Source organism: Frankia sp. BMG5.60, from assembly GCF_059428125.1.
Genome location: NZ_CM182091.1, coordinates 2,940,844 through 2,957,105 on the forward strand (window position 1 = coordinate 2,940,844; position 16,262 = coordinate 2,957,105).

The 16,262-nt window shown below is 73.5% G+C and carries 11 protein-coding genes and 1 tRNA gene; 8 read left to right on the top strand and 4 right to left on the bottom strand.

The annotated features are described in order from the left end of the window. Positions 1-456: 456 nt before the first annotated feature. From AC5R91_RS11770 to AC5R91_RS11780, 3 genes are all read left to right on the top strand, one after another. Complete coding sequence (locus AC5R91_RS11770) at positions 457-924, top strand: hypothetical protein (protein WP_495397192.1); 468 nt, start codon at positions 457-459, stop codon at positions 922-924. A gap of 115 nt (positions 925-1,039) precedes the next feature. Next, positions 1,040-1,729 carry an oligoribonuclease gene (gene orn, locus AC5R91_RS11775; RefSeq protein WP_495397193.1) on the top strand — a complete coding sequence of 230 codons (690 nt, stop codon included), beginning with the start codon at positions 1,040-1,042 and terminating at the stop codon, positions 1,727-1,729. Between the two features lie 159 nt (positions 1,730-1,888). Then, a tRNA-His gene (locus AC5R91_RS11780) sits at positions 1,889-1,964 on the top strand. A gap of 59 nt (positions 1,965-2,023) precedes the next feature. Here AC5R91_RS11780 and AC5R91_RS11785 read toward each other — a convergent pair. After that, entirely contained in the window at positions 2,024-2,740 is a 717-nt protein-coding gene (locus AC5R91_RS11785) for a response regulator (RefSeq protein WP_495397194.1), read from the bottom strand. Between the two features lie 464 nt (positions 2,741-3,204). On the opposite strand from AC5R91_RS11785, the gene AC5R91_RS11790 reads away from it, so the two are divergent. Together AC5R91_RS11790 and AC5R91_RS11795 are read left to right on the top strand one after the other, a co-directional pair. After that, positions 3,205-4,776, top strand: coding sequence for an aldehyde dehydrogenase family protein (locus tag AC5R91_RS11790; RefSeq protein ID WP_495397948.1), 1,572 nt, complete (start codon positions 3,205-3,207; stop codon positions 4,774-4,776). A gap of 152 nt (positions 4,777-4,928) precedes the next feature. Next, on the top strand, positions 4,929-5,771 hold the full coding sequence (locus AC5R91_RS11795; protein ID WP_495397195.1) for an isocitrate lyase/PEP mutase family protein: 843 nt from the start codon (positions 4,929-4,931) through the stop codon (positions 5,769-5,771). Positions 5,772-5,793: 22 nt separating this feature from the next. Here AC5R91_RS11795 and AC5R91_RS11800 read toward each other — a convergent pair whose 3' ends face one another. After that, on the bottom strand, positions 5,794-6,555 hold the full coding sequence (locus AC5R91_RS11800; protein WP_495397196.1) for a polysaccharide deacetylase family protein: 762 nt from the start codon (positions 6,553-6,555) through the stop codon (positions 5,794-5,796). A gap of 177 nt (positions 6,556-6,732) precedes the next feature. Between AC5R91_RS11800 and AC5R91_RS11805 the strand changes: the two genes are divergently transcribed. The 3 genes from AC5R91_RS11805 (at position 6,733) to AC5R91_RS11815 (ending at position 11,595) form a co-directional block, all read left to right on the top strand. Next, positions 6,733-8,505, top strand: a complete 1,773-nt coding sequence (locus AC5R91_RS11805; protein WP_495397197.1) for a TerD family protein — start codon at positions 6,733-6,735, stop codon at positions 8,503-8,505. A 114-nt stretch (positions 8,506-8,619) separates the two neighbouring features. Then, a complete protein-coding gene (locus tag AC5R91_RS11810) occupies positions 8,620-10,500 on the top strand; it encodes a phospholipase D family protein (RefSeq protein ID WP_495397198.1) in 1,881 nt (626 codons plus the stop codon). A 252-nt stretch (positions 10,501-10,752) separates the two neighbouring features. Next, positions 10,753-11,595 (top strand): DUF459 domain-containing protein, encoded by an 843-nt coding sequence (locus AC5R91_RS11815; RefSeq protein ID WP_495397199.1) that lies wholly within the window; start codon positions 10,753-10,755, stop codon positions 11,593-11,595. Between the two features lie 76 nt (positions 11,596-11,671). Here AC5R91_RS11815 and AC5R91_RS11820 read toward each other — a convergent pair whose 3' ends face one another. Both AC5R91_RS11820 and AC5R91_RS11825 read right to left on the bottom strand, forming a co-directional pair. After that, complete coding sequence (locus AC5R91_RS11820) at positions 11,672-11,989, bottom strand: hypothetical protein (RefSeq protein WP_041938981.1); 318 nt, start codon at positions 11,987-11,989, stop codon at positions 11,672-11,674. Positions 11,990-12,104: 115 nt separating this feature from the next. Further along, complete coding sequence (locus AC5R91_RS11825) at positions 12,105-16,085, bottom strand: ABC transporter ATP-binding protein (protein ID WP_495397949.1); 3,981 nt, start codon at positions 16,083-16,085, stop codon at positions 12,105-12,107. Positions 16,086-16,262: the final 177 nt, after the last annotated feature.

A 16,262-nucleotide genomic window follows, 5' to 3' on the forward strand; every position in this document is an offset into this window, starting at 1 on the left:
GTCCGGCCGGTGTCCCCGAACACCGGCCGGACGGCGGGCGGCCGCCTGCCGTGAGCTGGGCGGATCGCGCGGGCGAGACCGGCGTGGCCGGACAAGACCGCATACGGCTTGCAAGCGACACGCCGTGGGCGAGGTAAACACCATGTGACGCCGGGCGCGCAGGACCCCGAACACGACTACGGTCGGGGCGTGGATAGTGGCCGCTGTCTTCGGCAGGAGCGCATCGCACAGCAGCGCATCCTGGGGCTCAGTCGACAAGGGGTGCGCCAACGACCGCGCGACAACCGCGGCCCGGCCCGCCCGCCAAGCAGGCCCCCCGGCCGTCGGCGGCGCACCCGCTGACGGCGCCCGCCCGCTGCCGGTCCGAGACGAGGGCGCCGGTCAGCACCGCGAACCGGCCCATTAGAGTGATCGGATCTCCCCGATGGGCCGGCGTGGCGGAGGGACCCGGACGACGTGGACGCCCTCAGGCGAGGTTGGATCGGCTTGGCGCTGTTCTTCGCTGCGCTGATACTCATGCCGATCCTGGTCTTCGGGTACGACAAGAACCAGCCACAGCGGCACTCGGCCGTCACCGTCACCGGCGCCGATCGGCTCGTCACCGTGGCCCCGTCGCAGCCGGCGACCACGCCGCTCGCCTTCACCGGCATCCGCCCGGGTGAGCGGATCTCCGGCTTCCGGGCCATCCGGGTGGTGTCGACCCGTTACAGCGGCCCGCTGGAATTCGTGCTCAACGGGCCCATCGCCCCGTTCCGGCTGGATACGAGCCAGCCGCCCTACGTGTTCAGCCCCCACATCGGCGGCTGGAAGACCACCGAGGTCCCGGATGGGGAGTACACCCTGACCGCCATCCCGACCCAGGTGGCCAACGATCACATCTCCATAACGTTTACCGTGAGTAACGACGCGGGCATGACCGGCTGACATCCGCCACCGTTTGCCCGACTACGCCGTCCACCTCCCGGGGGTGCGCGTGACGTTGCGAGCCGCAGACCCTAGTGTCAACGGGATGGATCGTCTGGTGTGGATCGACTGCGAGATGACGGGCCTGGATGCCGCGTCGGATCTGCTACTGGAAGTAGCCTGCCTGGTTACGGACAGTGAGCTAAATATCCTCGACGAGGGCATCGACCTGGTCATCTCGGCGCCGGACGAGGCCCTCGAGGCGATGGTGCCCGTCGTGCGCGAGATGCACCAGAGCTCTGGCCTGACCGCCGCCGTCCGCGCCTCCACGCTGACCGTGGCGGACGCGCAGGCGCAGGTCCTCGACTATGTCCGCGCCCGCGTGCCGGAGGTGCGCAAGGCGCCGCTGTGCGGCAACTCGATCGCCACCGACCGCACCTTCCTCGCCCGCCACATGCCGGCGCTGGACGCCCATCTCCACTACCGCATGATCGACGTCTCGTCGATCAAGGAGCTGGCCCGGCGTTGGTACGTGCGGACGTACTACGCGGCGCCGGTCAAGCGTGGCGGCCACCGGGCCCTGGCCGACATCCAGGAGAGCATCGAGGAGCTGCGCTACTACCGGCAGGCGCTGTTCGTACCGCCGCCCGGCCCCGGCACCGAGCAGGCACGGACGATCGCGGCCGAGGTCCGTGCCCAGACCGACGCCATCCTCGCCGCGCTCCCCACCGGCACCCCCACCCCGGCCGCGCCGACCGCCCCGCCCGGCGGCGCCGCGGTGGAGGGCACCCCGTCGACCGCCCCGGACCGCGCGAACGCAACGTGACGCTCACATCACCGACGACCCCCCTGCCCACGAGGCGACCTCGACCGGTACGATGGCTTCGCTCGGTGAGACGCCCCAGGCGGCACACTCGGGACCCGCACCGGTAAGGGATTGCCGGCGCGTCCCGATCGGTCGCGCCAGGCGTGGTCATTGGTCATGGTGGGTGTAGCTCAGCTGGTAGAGCACCGGGTTGTGGTCCCGGTGGTCGCGGGTTCAAGTCCCGTCACCCACCCCAGGTCAGAGCACATGTTGATCTATTTGCGGGTCAACATGTGCTGCTCCCGGAGCCGGGCGTCACTCGATGTCGAACAGGCCCTGGCGCACCGCGTACATCACGGCCTCCATCCGCGAGTGCAGTTGAAGCTTGTCCAGGATGTTGCGCACGTGGTTCTTGACCGTGTTCTCGCTGATGAACAGCTTGCGGGCGATCTCGCGGTTCGCGCGGCCCTCCGCGACGAGCTTGAGCACCTCGAGTTCGCGGGCGGTCAGGTGCGGGGCGTTCACGCGGGGGCGGTCCTCGGTGCCGCGGGCCATCGTGGCGAACTCGACCATCAGCTTCGACGCCATCGACGGGCTGATCAGGCTCTGCCCGTTGTGCACGGCGCGGACGGCGTCGGCCACCTCGTGCGGCGGGATCGACTTGAGCAGGTACCCGACGGCACCCGCCTTGATTGCCTCGAACAGGTCGGACTCCTCGTCCGACACGGTGAGCATCACGATCCGGGTGCGCGGCACCGCGCGCTTGATCGCCCCGGCCGCGGCGATCCCGTCCCGGCCGGGCATGCGCACGTCCATCAGCACGATGTCCGGCGACGTGCCGGAGGCCAGGGTCAGCGCCTCCTGACCGTCGCCGGCACGACCGACGACGCTGATGTCCTCCTCGATCTCCAGGACCGTCTGCAGGCCCTGCAGAAAAAGCTCATGATCGTCTACAACGAGGACCCGGATCGGTGCGGAGTCCTCGACGGAGTCGGCTTCAGCGGCCGACGGCGGCATGACACTGGCCGTCATCACACATCCGGGAATCAGGATCGAATCGTCCGGGCGACGACGCGGACGCGAACGAAAGATGGTTCGGACACCCTTCCACTCTACGTGATGAAGTACACACCAGAGGTCGTGACAGCGCCCGAGTGACGCCTGCGTCTCCCCCCATTAACGCATCCGACATGCCGGAAATAGTACGCGGTGGACGGTCTCCGCCCACCCGGATCGCCGGCTTCGGCACCGGAACGGCAGCGGTTTCGGCCGGTCAGGGGCGTTGGCGCCCGACCGGATGCCACGGCCGGATGCGGGCTCGGGGTCACGCCAAATCGGACGATCCGCGTCCGGTCGCCTAATGAGCGCTTGTCGAGTCAATTAACCGTGCGTCAATCGGTCAGCCTCGATATCTGCGCTCGATCGAATTATCGGATGTGCGATATATGGCACTCGTCTGGTGGCGCATCCGGCGGTTGACCGTCAATCTCATGTGTATGGCCGCGACCACCAGCACCCCCCAGCCGCGACTCCACATCAAGCCGGGCACGACCTGGTCCGACGCGTTCGCCCGATGCCACGAGATCGCCCCGGAGGCGTTCGACTCCGACCGCCTGCGCAACCTGTGGGGCGGCGAGTGGCGCCGCACCGGCAATCCCCTGCACAGCCACTCCCCCGTCGACGGCTCGCCGATCGCCGGGCCGCCCATGCTGGGACAGGACGAGGCGCACGAGGCGATCAGGGCCGCCCTCGACGACCACAAGGAGTGGCGCGACGTAGCGCTGGCTGAGCGCAAGGCCCGCGTCCGCGCCGCGGTCGACGCGATGGACGCCCACCGCGAGCTGCTCGCGCTGCTGCTCGTCTGGGAGATCGGCAAGCCCTGGCGCCTCGCCCTCACCGACGTCGACCGCGCCCTCGACGGCGTCCGCTGGTACCTCGACGAGATCGACGGCATGATCGCCGGCCGCGGCCCGCTGCCGGGCCCGGTCAGCAACATCGCGAGCTGGAACTACCCGATGAGCGTGCTCATGCACGCCATGCTGGTCCAGATGCTCGCCGGCAACGGCACGATCGCGAAGACCCCCACCGACGGCGGCGCCGCTTGCCTGACCCTGGCCAGCGCCCTGGCCCGCCGGGAGGGCCTGCCGGTCTCGCTGGTGAGCGGGTCGGGTTCGCGGCTGTCCTCGGCGCTGGTGCGCGCCCCGGAGATCGGCTGCCTGGCGTTCGTCGGCGGCCGCTCCGCCGGCGGGCAGGTCGCCGCCGCCCTCGTCGACACCGGCAAGCGCCACTTCCTCGAGCAGGAGGGGCTCAACGCCTGGGGCATCTGGGACTTCTCCCAGTGGGACACCCTCGCCGCCCATCTGAAGAAGGGCTTCGAGTACGGCAAGCAGCGCTGCACCGCCTACCCGCGCTACGTCGTCCAGCGCCAGTTGTTCGACCGCTTCCTCGCGATGTACCTACCGGTGGTCTCCGGCGTCCGGTTCGGCCATCCGCTGGCCGTCGCCGCCGACGACGACCCGCTGCCCGAGCTGGACTACGGTCCGGTCATCACCGCCGACAAGGCCTCGGAACTCGCCGCGAAGGTCGACGAGGCGATCACGAAGGGCGGCGTGCCGCTCTACCGCGGCGACATCGCCGACGGCCGGTTCATCCCCGGGCAGGACACCTCCGCCTACGTCCCGCCGGTGGCGATCCTGCACCCGCCCGCCTCCAGCGCGCTGCACCACGCCGAGCCGTTCGGGCCGGTCGACACGATCATCGTCGTCGACTCCGAGGCCGAGCTGCTGGCGGCCATGAACGCCTCCAACGGCGCGCTGGTCGCCTCCCTGGCCTGCGACGACGAGTCGTACGCCCACCGGCTCGCCGGGGAGCTGCAGGCGTTCAAGGTCGGCGTCAACAAGCCGCGTTCGCGCGGCGACCGCGACGAGCCGTTCGGCGGGCGCGGCGCGTCCTGGAAGGGCGCGTTCGTCGGCGGCGCCCACCTCGCCCGGGCCGTCACCGTCGGGCCCGACCCCAACGAGCGCCTCGTCGGCAACTTCCCCAGCTACTCCCTCTACCCCGAGGTCTGAGGGGCAGCGTCGACGCGGCCCCCTGGGGCGGACGGTCCTCCGCACGAGTCTCGGTGTCCTACGCTGCACCCTGTGATGAGCTTTACCTGGCAGGGATTCCGCACCGTCCGGTCCGCCCGAGGGCGGGCCGCGGTGCGAGCGGTGGCGGCGCCGTGACGGCCGCGGCTGCGGCTGCGGCTGCGGCTGCGGCTGCGGCTGCGGCTGCGGCTGCGCGGACCAAACGGTTCCGGGAGCTGCACCGGCCCGGGGCGCCGCTGATCATGCCGAACGCCTGGGACGCGGGGACGGCGCGGGCGCTCGCCGAGGTCGGCTGCCTGGCGGTCGGGACGACGAGCAGCGGGTTCGCCGGCACGCTCGGCCGGCCCGACCGGTCGGTGACCCGCGACGAGGCGCTCGGGCACGCCGCCGCGCTCGTCGCCGCCGTGGAGGTACCGGTCTCCGCCGACCTGGAGAACGGCTACGGCGCCGAGCCGGCCGACGTCGCGGCGACGGTGCGGGCCGCGGTGGATGCGGGGCTCGCCGGGTGCTCGATCGAGGACTTCACCGGCGACCCGCAGGGCTCGATCCACGAGGTCGGCCTGGCCACCGAGCGGATCGCCGCCGCGGTCGAGGCGGCGGCCGGGCGGCTCGTGCTCACCGCCCGCGCCGAGAACCACCTGCACGGCCGGGACGACCTCGCCGACACGATCGACCGGTTGCAGCGCTACCAGCAGGCCGGCGCGGACGTCCTCTACGCCCCGGGGCTGCGCAGCGCGGCGGCCATCCGCAGCCTGTTGGCGGAGCTGGAGCGCCCGGTCAACGTCCTGCTGATGCCGGGCGGGCCGGGCGTGGCGGAGCTGGCCGAGCTCGGCGCCGCGCGGATCTCGACCGGTGGCGCGCTCGCCTTCGCCGCGTTGGGCGCGCTCGGCCGGTCGGTCCGTGAGCTGCTCGCCGGGGCGGCCCCGTCGTTCTGGCCGGACGCCGGGGCCGGACGCGACATCGTCCGCACCTGGTAGCAGCCAGTAGCGGGCTGGCGGGTCAGCGGCCCCGCAGGCCGTGCTCGGCGAGGGGGCCGAGGCGCAGGCCGGCGTCGTCGCAGCGGGCGGCGATCTCCGGCAGGGCGCCGAGCGCGCTGCGCCAGGCGCCGGGCGCCGACGTGCAGTCGCAGTCGTGCAGCAGCACGGTGGCCCCGCCGCGCAGGTCGGGCGCGAGGGTGTCCAGGACGCTGCGCGGGGTCGCCTCGGCCGTCCAGTCCCGGCCCCACGCCGACCACAGCACCGGCGTCAGTTCCAGGTCGCGGGCGGCGACGAGCAGTCCGGTGGAGAGGATGCCGTGCGGCGGCCGGACGAAGCGCGGGGTGCGCCCGGTGACCTCGGCGACCAGATCGCGGGTGCGCACGAGCTGGTCGCGGGTCGACCGCGGGCCGCGCAGCAGCATCGGGCGGTGGTCCCAGCCGTGCACGGCGAGCTCGTGACCGGCGGCGACCATCTCCCGGGCCAGACTCGGCGAGCGCTCCAGCAGGCTGCCGAGGACGAAGAACGTCGAGCGGACGTCGAGCTCGGCGAGCACGTCGAGGAACTGCGGGGTCGAGACAGGATCGGGCCCGTCGTCGAAGGTGAGCGCGACGTGGTCGCCGGCGCCGACCCCGGCGAGCGCCGGGGTGACCCGCAGCCGCAGCCGGCGCAGGGTCGCCAGCGAGGGCAGGCCGTAGGTGAGGCCTGCCGTGGCACTCAGCGCCACCGCCGTGCGGGCGGCGCGGCGTCCCACGATGGACCCGCGCGTCGTGACGGACCGCGTCATGAGGCCAAACTCTGCCACACGTGCCGCCGCTCCCCCAGCGCGACCCGGCCAGCGGCCCGATATGTCAGGACCGACCGCCGTGCGGGCCGATCGGCATACATTCCTTCCACGCAGACGTGTCGACGGCAGCCGCCGGTGGCGGGCGGCCGTCGCCGCCACCAACCCGCGGAAGGCCTCATGACCCTGGCCCCGACCCTGCAGAAGGGCGCCAACGCACCCGTTCCCGCCGGGGTGCTGCGCGTCGCGGTCGGCTGGGCGCCGGGCCGGGTGGTGGACGTCTGCGCCGTCCTCGTCACCGAGGAGGAGCGGGTTCGCTCCGACGGCGACTTCGTGTTCTTCAACGCGCCGAGCCACCCCTCGGGCGCGGTCGCCCTGACCGCCGCGGGCCCTGGGACGGCCGGTCTCGTGGTGACGCTGCCCCGGGTGGAGCCGGCGGTGAGCAGGATCGTGATCGCCGGGTCCCTCGACGCGGGAACGTTCGCCGACCTGGCCGACCTCGCCGTCGAGCTGACCGACCGGGCGGGCCGGCCGGTGGCCCGGTTCGTCGCGGAAGCCGACGGGCCGGTCACCGCGCTGGTGCTCGGGGAGCTCTACCGCCGGGCGGGCGGCTGGCGGTTCCGCGCCATCGCCCAGGGCTGGGACAGCGGCCTCGCCGGCCTGGCCCGCGGCTTCGGCATCAACGTCCGCGAGCACGACCCCACCGACGACGAGCCGACCGGTGCGGAGCCCACCCTGGTCCTGCCCGAGGTGGACGCGGACACCATCTCGGCCGGCGAGGACGAGGCCGGCGCCGGGGACGAGGCCGGCGCCGGGGACGAGGTGGGCGCCGGGGACGAGGCCGCGGCGCAGGCGGAGGTGCCGCGGAGCCGCTCACCACGTCCGGCGCGGCGGATACGGGCGGACTGGTACCCCGATCCGGTGCGCCGGGACCACATGCGCTGGTGGGACGGGGACCGCTGGCAGGGTCCGCCCACGCCGATCCTCACGGAGTCGGACTCGAGCTGCGGACGGTGCGGCGCACGCAAGCGGTGGCGACTGCTCGGCGGGCCGCCGGCCTGCGAGGAGTGTGCGCAGGCGATCCGGGCGTACCTGTGGGACTGGCGCGCCCGCGTGGTGTCGTCGCTGACGCGGGACGACCCGACCGGCGCCGACCTCGAACCGCTGTGGGCCGACCTGCGCTACCAGCGGATTCCGGAGTCGGCGGGCTGGGAGATCGTCCAGGCGGTCGGGCAGGCACACCTGGAACGGCTGGCGGCTTTCGCGTTCGCCGACGGGGTGATCGAGCCGGACGAGGTCGACCGCATCGAGGCCGCGGCCACGCGGCTGCACCTGGCCGGCCCGGAGCTCGACGCGCTGCGCCACCGCCTCGCCCGGGGCCTGGAGCTGACCCGGATCGGCGCCGGCGAGCTGCCCCGGCTGCCCGCGGGTTCCCTGCACCTCGACCTCGACGAGATCGTGCACCTCGACGTGTCGGCCACCCTGGTCCAGCAGGCCGCGGCCGGCCCCCGCCACGCCCCGGGTCGGCTGCTCGCCACCAACCGCAAGCTGCGCTTCCTCGGTGAGACCGGGCGGGGCGCCGAGCTCGGCCTGTCGAAGATCGTCGAGGTGGAGGCGCGGGGCGGGTGCGTCGACATCTCCGCCACCACGACCCGCGGCTCGGGCAGCTACCTCGTGGACGACCCGCAGTACGTCGCCGCGGTGCTGGCCGGGATCCTGCGAGTCGCCCGGCGGCAGGTCATCGCGCCGGGCAGCCGGGCGAGCCGGGCGATCCCGCAGGCGGTGAAGGCGGAGGTGTGGCGGCGCGACGGCGGGGTGTGCGTCGAGTGCGGGGGCGGCGAACACCTGGAGTTCGACCACGTGATCCCGTTCAGCCGCGGCGGCGCGTCCAGCGTCAACAATCTGCAGCTCCTGTGCCGGCGGTGTAACCGCTCCAAGGGCGCGCGGATCTGACGACGGACGGCGGCGAGCAGGACGCGGCGGACGGCCGCACCCGGTTGACGAGGAATCGGATGACTCGCCGGGAATGGTGGTTGCATCCCGGGGGAAGGATCGGTGAACGGATCCATGGCACAGGCGGGAGATGCGTCCGCGGTGGGGGCGAACGACGTGGTGGCGGGCGACCTGGTGGCGGGCGACGGGGTGGCGAGTGACGGGGTGGCGAGTGACGGGGTGGCGGGCGACGTGACAGCGGAAAGCGACGGGAGGGCCATGGCGCCGGGCGTGTTACCGGTCTCGGCCGCCCCGCCGGCGCCGCGGACCCTGCCGCCGCAGCCGACGCCGGCTGCCCCGCCCGCCCGCGAGCCCGACGATGGGACGGCCACCGTCAGGCCGGACGGCACGGCGGTGCTCGCCGTGTGGTTCCTGACCACCGAGGAGCGCGCGAACCCGAGTACCGACCTCGACCGGCGCCATCCCGACGGCCGGCCGTGGACCACCGGCAACCTCGTCGTGCCGCTCGTGCACGGCCGGGACTACTTCACCCGCCTGCTGGAGACCGTCGAGGGACTCGGCGACGGCGACCTGCTGCTGTTCACCGACTGGCGCGGGGACCTCGACCAGCGCCTGGACGGCGCCGGCTCGGAGGTCGGCGAGGTGCTGGGCCGGGCGGCCCGGCGCGGGGTGGCGGTCCGCGGCCTGATGTGGCGGTCCCACCTGGAGCTGCTGTCGTTCAGCTCGAAACCGAACCGGCTGCTCGCCGAGCAGCTCACCAGCTCCGGGGCGCGGGTCGTGCTGGATCAGCGGGTGCGCCGCGGCGGCTCCCACCACCAGAAGCTGGTGGTCGCGCGTCCCGCCGGTGATCCGGCGGCCGGCGTTGCCTTCGCCGGCGGGATCGACCTGTGCTACAACCGGCGCGACGACGCGGCCCACGCGGGCGACCCGCAGAGCCAGCCGATGGCCGCCCCGTACGGCGACGCCCCGCCCTGGCACGACATCCAGGTGGAGGTGCGCGGTCCGGCCGTCGGCGACCTGGAGCACACCTTCCGCGAGCGGTGGGACGACCCGGCGAGCCTGGACAGCCCGAACCCGCTGCGGCGGCTGTTCTACCGGATCCGCCCGGTGGCCACCCGGACCGACGAGCTGCCGGACCAGCAGCCCGATCCGCCGGCGGCCGGCCCGCACAACGTCCAGATCCTGCGGACCTACCCCCGCAAGCTGCACCCGGCGTACCCGTTCGCCCGCGCGGGCGAACGCTCGATCGCCCGCGCCTACCAGAAGGTGCTCCGCCGCGCCCGCCGGCTGATCTACCTGGAGGACCAGTACATGTGGTCCGCCGAGGTCGCCCGGCTGTTCGCCGACGCGCTGCGCCGCTCCCCGGAGCTGCATCTGATCATCGTGGTGCCGCGCCATCCCACCCAGGGCGGGCGGTTCTCGCTGCCGCCGAACCTGGTCGGCCGGGAGCAGGCGCTGGAGCTGTGCCGGGCGGCCGGTGGCGACCGGGTCGGGGTGTACGACGTCGAGAACCATGCCGGCACCCCCGTGTACGTGCATGCCAAGGCGGTGACGGTCGACGACGTGTGGGCGTCGGTGGGGTCGGACAATCTCAACCGCCGGTCGTGGACGCACGACAGCGAGCTGGCCGTCGCGACGATCGACGACACGCTGGATCCGCGCGAGCCGCGCGATCCGGCGGGGTTGGGCGACGGCGCCCGGGTGTTCGCTCGGGACCTGCGGCTGCGGCTGTGGCGCGAGCATCTGGACTGGGAGGGCCCGGACGACGAGCTGCTCGCCCCGGAGTCCGGCTTCGCGGCGTTCCGCGCCCGCGCCGAGGACCTGGCCGCCTGGCATGCCGGCGGGCGGGTCGGGGACCGGCCGCCGGGTCGGGTCCGGCCGCACAGCCCGGCCCGGCTGAGCCGGTTGAGCCGAGCCTGGTCCGCCCCGCTCTACCAGGTGCTCTACGACCCCGACGGCCGGCCGCACCGGCTGCGCGCCGCGGGCGAGTGGTGACGGCCACCCGCGTCTCCCAGGGCCCGGCCGCGGCGCACGCCACCCACGTGCCACCCAGGGCACACCCAACGGGTCAGTAGATACGCGGGTAGTGCCTCGACCGCGCCGACCGGTAGGCACCATGGAGGGATGCCGGTCGATGCCCGACCGGCATGGGTTGCGCGCCTGCCCGCCCGGCGGGGGTTGGCGTCGGGGCGGGCGGGCGATGTCGGGAGGGCGCCGCGGGTGGGGCGCGTCGAGGAAGGGCGCAGCGTGCGGATCGGACGGCTGGGCCCGATCGGCTGGTTGTTCGTCGTCGCGGTCGTGCTCGTGGCGGGAGCGGTGGCCGTCAACCGCACCTCGCACGACCATCCGCGGGTGGCGATGTGGGGCGACTCGTTGGCCTGGGAGGCGGGTGCGTCGTTCAGCCGGACGGTGCGCGCCGACGGTCACAGCCAGGTCCTGGTGCGTACCTGGGGCGGCACCGCCGCCTGCGACTGGCTGACCGACATCCGCGACCAGGCCCGACGCTGGCGGCCGACCGTGGCCGCGCTGGCCTTCTCCGGTAACCAGGGCACGGCGTGCATGCAGGGGCGGGACCTGGTGACCGCCTACCGGGAGGACGTCACGCGGGCGGTCGAACTGCTGACCGGTCGGGGCGCCGAGGTCGTTCTCGTCGACGCCCCGCCCCGGCGCGACCAGCCGGTCGACGCCGCCGGACTCACCCCGCTGGACCGGGTGTGGCGGCAGATCGCCGCGACCCACCAGCACACCCGCGTCGCCCCCGCCGGCCGGACGATCACCGCGGACGGGCGCTACTCCACGACGCTGCCCTGTGCCGTCGGGGAGACCTGCGGCCCCGGCGGGATGGTCACGGTGCGCAGCCCGGACGGCACCCACTTCTGCCCGCTGGTCCAGCCGCCGATGACCGCCTGCCCGGTGCCCTCCCCCGGCGCGGTCCGCTACGGCACCGCGATCGCCCGTGAAGCCCTCAACCAGCCCGACGGCACCGACGGGAGCGGCACCGACCGGGACGGCACCGACAGCGACGGCACCACCGGTGACGACGGGCGACGGGTGGCCGGCGCGCAGGGCGGACGCGCAGGGCGGACCTAGCCGATCGGGCGCCGGGCCGGGACGGGCCTGAGGCCACTGATCACTCAGGACTCAAGGACTCAGGATGTCCAGCGGCTCAGGCGACCCGTCGGCCGGTCGTGGCCATCCGTCGGCCGGTCACCGAGCGTCGGTGCACGCCCAGGTCGTCGCGCCACGACAGGTAGGTGCGGTCGGACATGCCGATGACGGACAGTCGGTCGGCCAGGTCGGCGGCGAGCGCCTCGACCTCCTGCGGGTGGTAGACCCGCACGGCGAGACCGTGCTGGTCGACGGAGGTGATGCCAGCCCGGTCCCGCAGGCTGGCGTCGAGCTGATCGGCGAGCTCGTCCGGGCCCGCGATGCCGCGGGGCAGCTCCGGCCATGCGACGTCAACCACCAGACCGTTCGTGGTCATGAGTCCCCTCCTCCGATGGACGTCGCCGTCCCGGCCGCAGCGGCGGGACCGGCAGGGTGACCGGCGGACGTTCCGTCCGCCCTGCCAAGGGCATCCCCACCGGCGGAGCGTCGAATCATGACATCACGGAATGGTCCGCCATCCCGGACTCCGCCGGAGCCTCGCCGGCCTGGAGGTCGGCCCCTGACGGCCCAGCCTCGGGCGGTGCGGCGTCGGCGGGCGGTACATCGACGTCGGTGAAGGCCGCCCACAGGCGGGCGTAGGGGCCGCCGGCGTGGACGAGCTCGGCGTGCGTCCCCTGCTCGGCGACGCGGCCGTCGGCCATCACCACCACCCGGTCGGCGCGGGCGGCGGTGGTGAGCCGGTGGGCGATGACGATCGTGGTCCGCCGGGTGGTGACCGCTTCGGCGGCGGCGGTGACCGCCGCCTCGGTGGCGAGGTCCAGGGCGGCGGTCGCCTCGTCGAACAGCAGGATGTCGGGGTCGGCGAGCTCGGCGCGGGCGAGCGCCAGGAGCTGGCGCTGCCCGGCGGACAGGCCGCGGCCCCGCTCCCCGACGGGATGGTCGTAGCCGTCGGGCAGGGTGTCGATGAAACTGTCGGCGCCGACCGCGCGGGCCGCGGCGCGCACCTCGTCGTCGGCGGCGTCGGGCCGGGCGTAGGCGATGGCGTCACGGATCGTGCCGGAGAACACGAACGGCTCCTGCGGGACGACGCCGAGCCGGCGGCGGTAGGCCGACAGGTCGAACTCGCGCAGGTCGACGCCGTCGATCCGGATCGCCCCGCCGGTGACGTCGTAGTACCGGGCGATGAGCTTGACCACCGTGGACTTGCCGGCGCCGGTCTCACCGACGAACGCGACGGTCTCGCCGGGAGCGATGCGCAGGCTCACCCCGTCGACGGCGTTCCCCGCCACGCGGTGTGTATCGGCGGCCGCCGCGCCACCGGCGATGGTGTAGGCGAAGTGCACGTCGTCCAGTACCACCTCGCCGGACAGACGGCCGACCGGGCGGGGGTGCTCGGCCGGTGGCGTCGACGTCGGGGTGCGCAGCAGGTCGGACAGCCGGCGCAGGCCGACCATCGCCTGCTGGTAGCCGTCGAACACCTGGGAAAGCTGCTGCACCGGCGAGAAGAACAGGTTGACGTACAGCAGGAAAGCCAGCAGCGCACCCGCCGAGAGCGATCCGTGCACGGCGAGATGCGCGCCGATGCCCAGCACGAGGGCGCCCGCGATACGGGAGAGGAACTCCACGAAGGGGAAGTAGAGCGCGATCATCCGTTGTGCCCGCATCCGCGAGCTGCGGTAGGAGTCGGCGAGCCCGCGGAACCGCTCCTGGTTGACCTGCTCGCGCCCGAACGCCTGCGCGACGCGCAGCCCCGTCAGGTTCTCCTGCAGGGAGGCGTTGACCGCGCTGACCCGCTCCCGGGACTCGGTGTAGGCGGCCGAGGAGCGGCGCCGGAACACCACCGTCACCGCGATCAGCACCGGTAGCACGGCGATGACCACGAGGGCGAGCTGGGCGTCGAGCAGCAGCAGCGCGATCAGCACGCCGAAGAAGGACAGCAGGCTGACGATCGCGGTGACCAGGCCGGTCTGAAGGAACGTCGACAGGGCGTCGACGTCGGTCGTCATCCGGGTCATGATCCGCCCGGCGAGCTCGCGCTCGTAGTAGTCGAGCCCGAGCCGCTGCAACTGGGCGAACGTCTTGACCCGCAGCACGTAGAGCAGCCGCTCGCCCATCCGTCCGGTGACCCGGGTCTGCCAGATCTGGACGAGCCAGTCGGCGAGGGTGACGGCGAGCGCGACGCCCGCGGTGGCGAACAGCACATCCCGCGCATGCGCGCTCACGCCCGCGTCGACCGCGTGGCGGACCAGCGCCGGCACGGCGAGGCCGGCGACGGCGTCGAGGGCGACCAGCAGCAGCCCCACCACGAGCGGGACGCGTACCCAGGACAGCAGTCGGCGCAGCGTGAAGTCCGGGTCGGGCGCCGCGGCGCTGGCCTGGTCGACCCGCGGGTCGTCGCGGGCCGGCGGCAGGGCGTCGACCCGGGCGAGCAGCTCCGGCGTCGCCGGCACGTCCCCGAAGGCCCCGCCGCCGCTGAGCACCCGTCCCGATCGTCCCCCGCCGAACCCCCGTCCCCCCGGGACGGAACCGAACCCACGCCCCGACGGCACCGCTCCGAGCCCCGAGTCCGACGGCACGGCGCCGGACGGAGGCCCCGACCGCGCCGCGCCGAACGCCCGGCCGGACGGTGGCCTGCCCCCCGCTCCTGTCACCACCGAGCCGGGCGGCGGGACGAGCTGCTCCTTCTGGCCGGGCTTGATGTCCTCGATGTCCTCGGCGTCCTCGATGTTCTCGATGTCCTCGGCGTCCTCGATGTTCTCGATGTCCTCGGCGTCCTCGATGTCCTCGGCGAGGGTGTCGCCGGGGCCGGCGAGCAGGCGGCGGAACAGGGGGCTGCGAGCGGCCAGGTCGTCCTCGGTGCCGACGTCGACGATGCGGCCGGCGTCGAGCACGGCGATCCGGTCGGCCAGGCGCAGGGTGGAGCGGCGGTGCGCGATGAGCAGCGTGGTGCGTCCCCGCATGACCTCACGCAGCGTGGCGTGGATCTCGGCCTCGATCCGGGCGTCGATCGCGGAGGTGGCGTCGTCGAGGAGCAGCACCCGCGGGTCGGTCAGCAGCGCGCGGGCGAGCGCGACCCGCTGGCGCTGGCCACCGGAGAGGGTCAGGCCCTGCTCGCCGACGACGGTGTCGTAGCCGTTCGGCAGGTCGCGGATGAAGCCGTCGGCCTGCGAGGCCCGGGCCGCCTCGACGATCTGGTCGTCGGTGGCGTCGGGCCGGCCGTAGGAGATGTTCGCCCGGACCGTGTCGGAGAACAGGAAGCTGTCCTCGAACACCACCCCGATCTGGTCACGCAGCGAGGCCAGCGTCAGCGTGCGGACGTCGTGGCCGTCGAGGCGGACCGTGCCGCCCTGCGGATCGTAGAAGCGGGGCAGGAGCTGGGAGATCGTCGACTTGCCGGAGCCGGAGGTGCCGACGAGGGCCACCGTCTCGCCCGGGGAGATGCGCAGGCTGATGTCACGCAGCACCGGCCGCGACGGCAGGTAGCCGAAGGTCACCCCGTCCAGCTCGATCAGCCCGCGAGCGGTGTCGAGGACGGTGGCGTCCGGCGCGTCAGTGATCTCCGGATGGGAGTCGATGATCTCGAAGATGCGCACCGTGCTGGCCTTGGCCTGCTGGCCGACGGTGAGCAGGCCGGCGAGGGTGCGGGTCGGGCCGATGAGCGCCCCGAGGTAGGTGCTGAAGGCGAGGAAGGTACCGAGGGTGATCCGGTCGGTGAGCGCCAGCCAGCCGCCGAGCGCCAGCACCGCGACCTGCCCGAGCGCGGGCACTGCCTGCATCGCCGCGCCGAACCGGCTGGTGATCTTCACGGCCCGCATCCGCAGCGCAAACAGCGTCCGGGCGTGCCCGGCGAGCCGCCCGAGCTCCCGATCTTCCTGCCCGAAGCCCTTCACCACCCGCACGCCCGCGACCGCCTCCTCGACGGCCCCCGCGACCTCCCCGGCCTGCTGCTGGGCCGCCCAGGTGGCGGGGAACACGGTCCTGCGTGCCCGGAGGCCGAGCAGGAACAGCGCCGGCCCCATGGCGAGGGCGATGAGGGTCAGCAGCGGCGACAGCCACGCCATCGCGACCAGGGAGGCGATGAACAGCACCAGGTTGCCGACGACCATCGGCAGGTACGACAGCAGCCCCTGGATGGCGCCGACGTCCGAGATCGCCCGGCTGACCACCTGCCCGGTCTGGACCTGGTCCTGCCGGGCCCCGTCGAGCCGCTCGATGGTGCTGAAGACCTCGTCACGCAGGTCGTACTGGACGTCGAGCGACAGCCGGCCGCCCACATACCGCCGAACGAACGCGGTGGCGAAAATGGCCACACCCGCGGCCAGCAGGACGATCAGGTACGGGGTCAGCGAGTGCCGGTGGGTGACGACGACGTTGTCGATGACCTGCCGCTCGACCAGCGGGACGGCGGCGGTGACGAGCGTGCCGAGCAGCGCCGCACCGAACGCGAGGATGACGTTGCGGCGGTAGACCATGACCTGCCGCCCAAGCCGGCGCAGCCAGCGATCCGGCTGGTCACGCTGTGGGCCGTCCGCTCGGGCCGGCCTCTCGCTCGCCACCGGGGACTCGCTCGCCCCGGGGCTCTGGCTCGCCGGCGCGATCTCGCTCGCCGCCGGGGACTCGTCTGTCCGCGCCGGGGACTCGTCCATCGT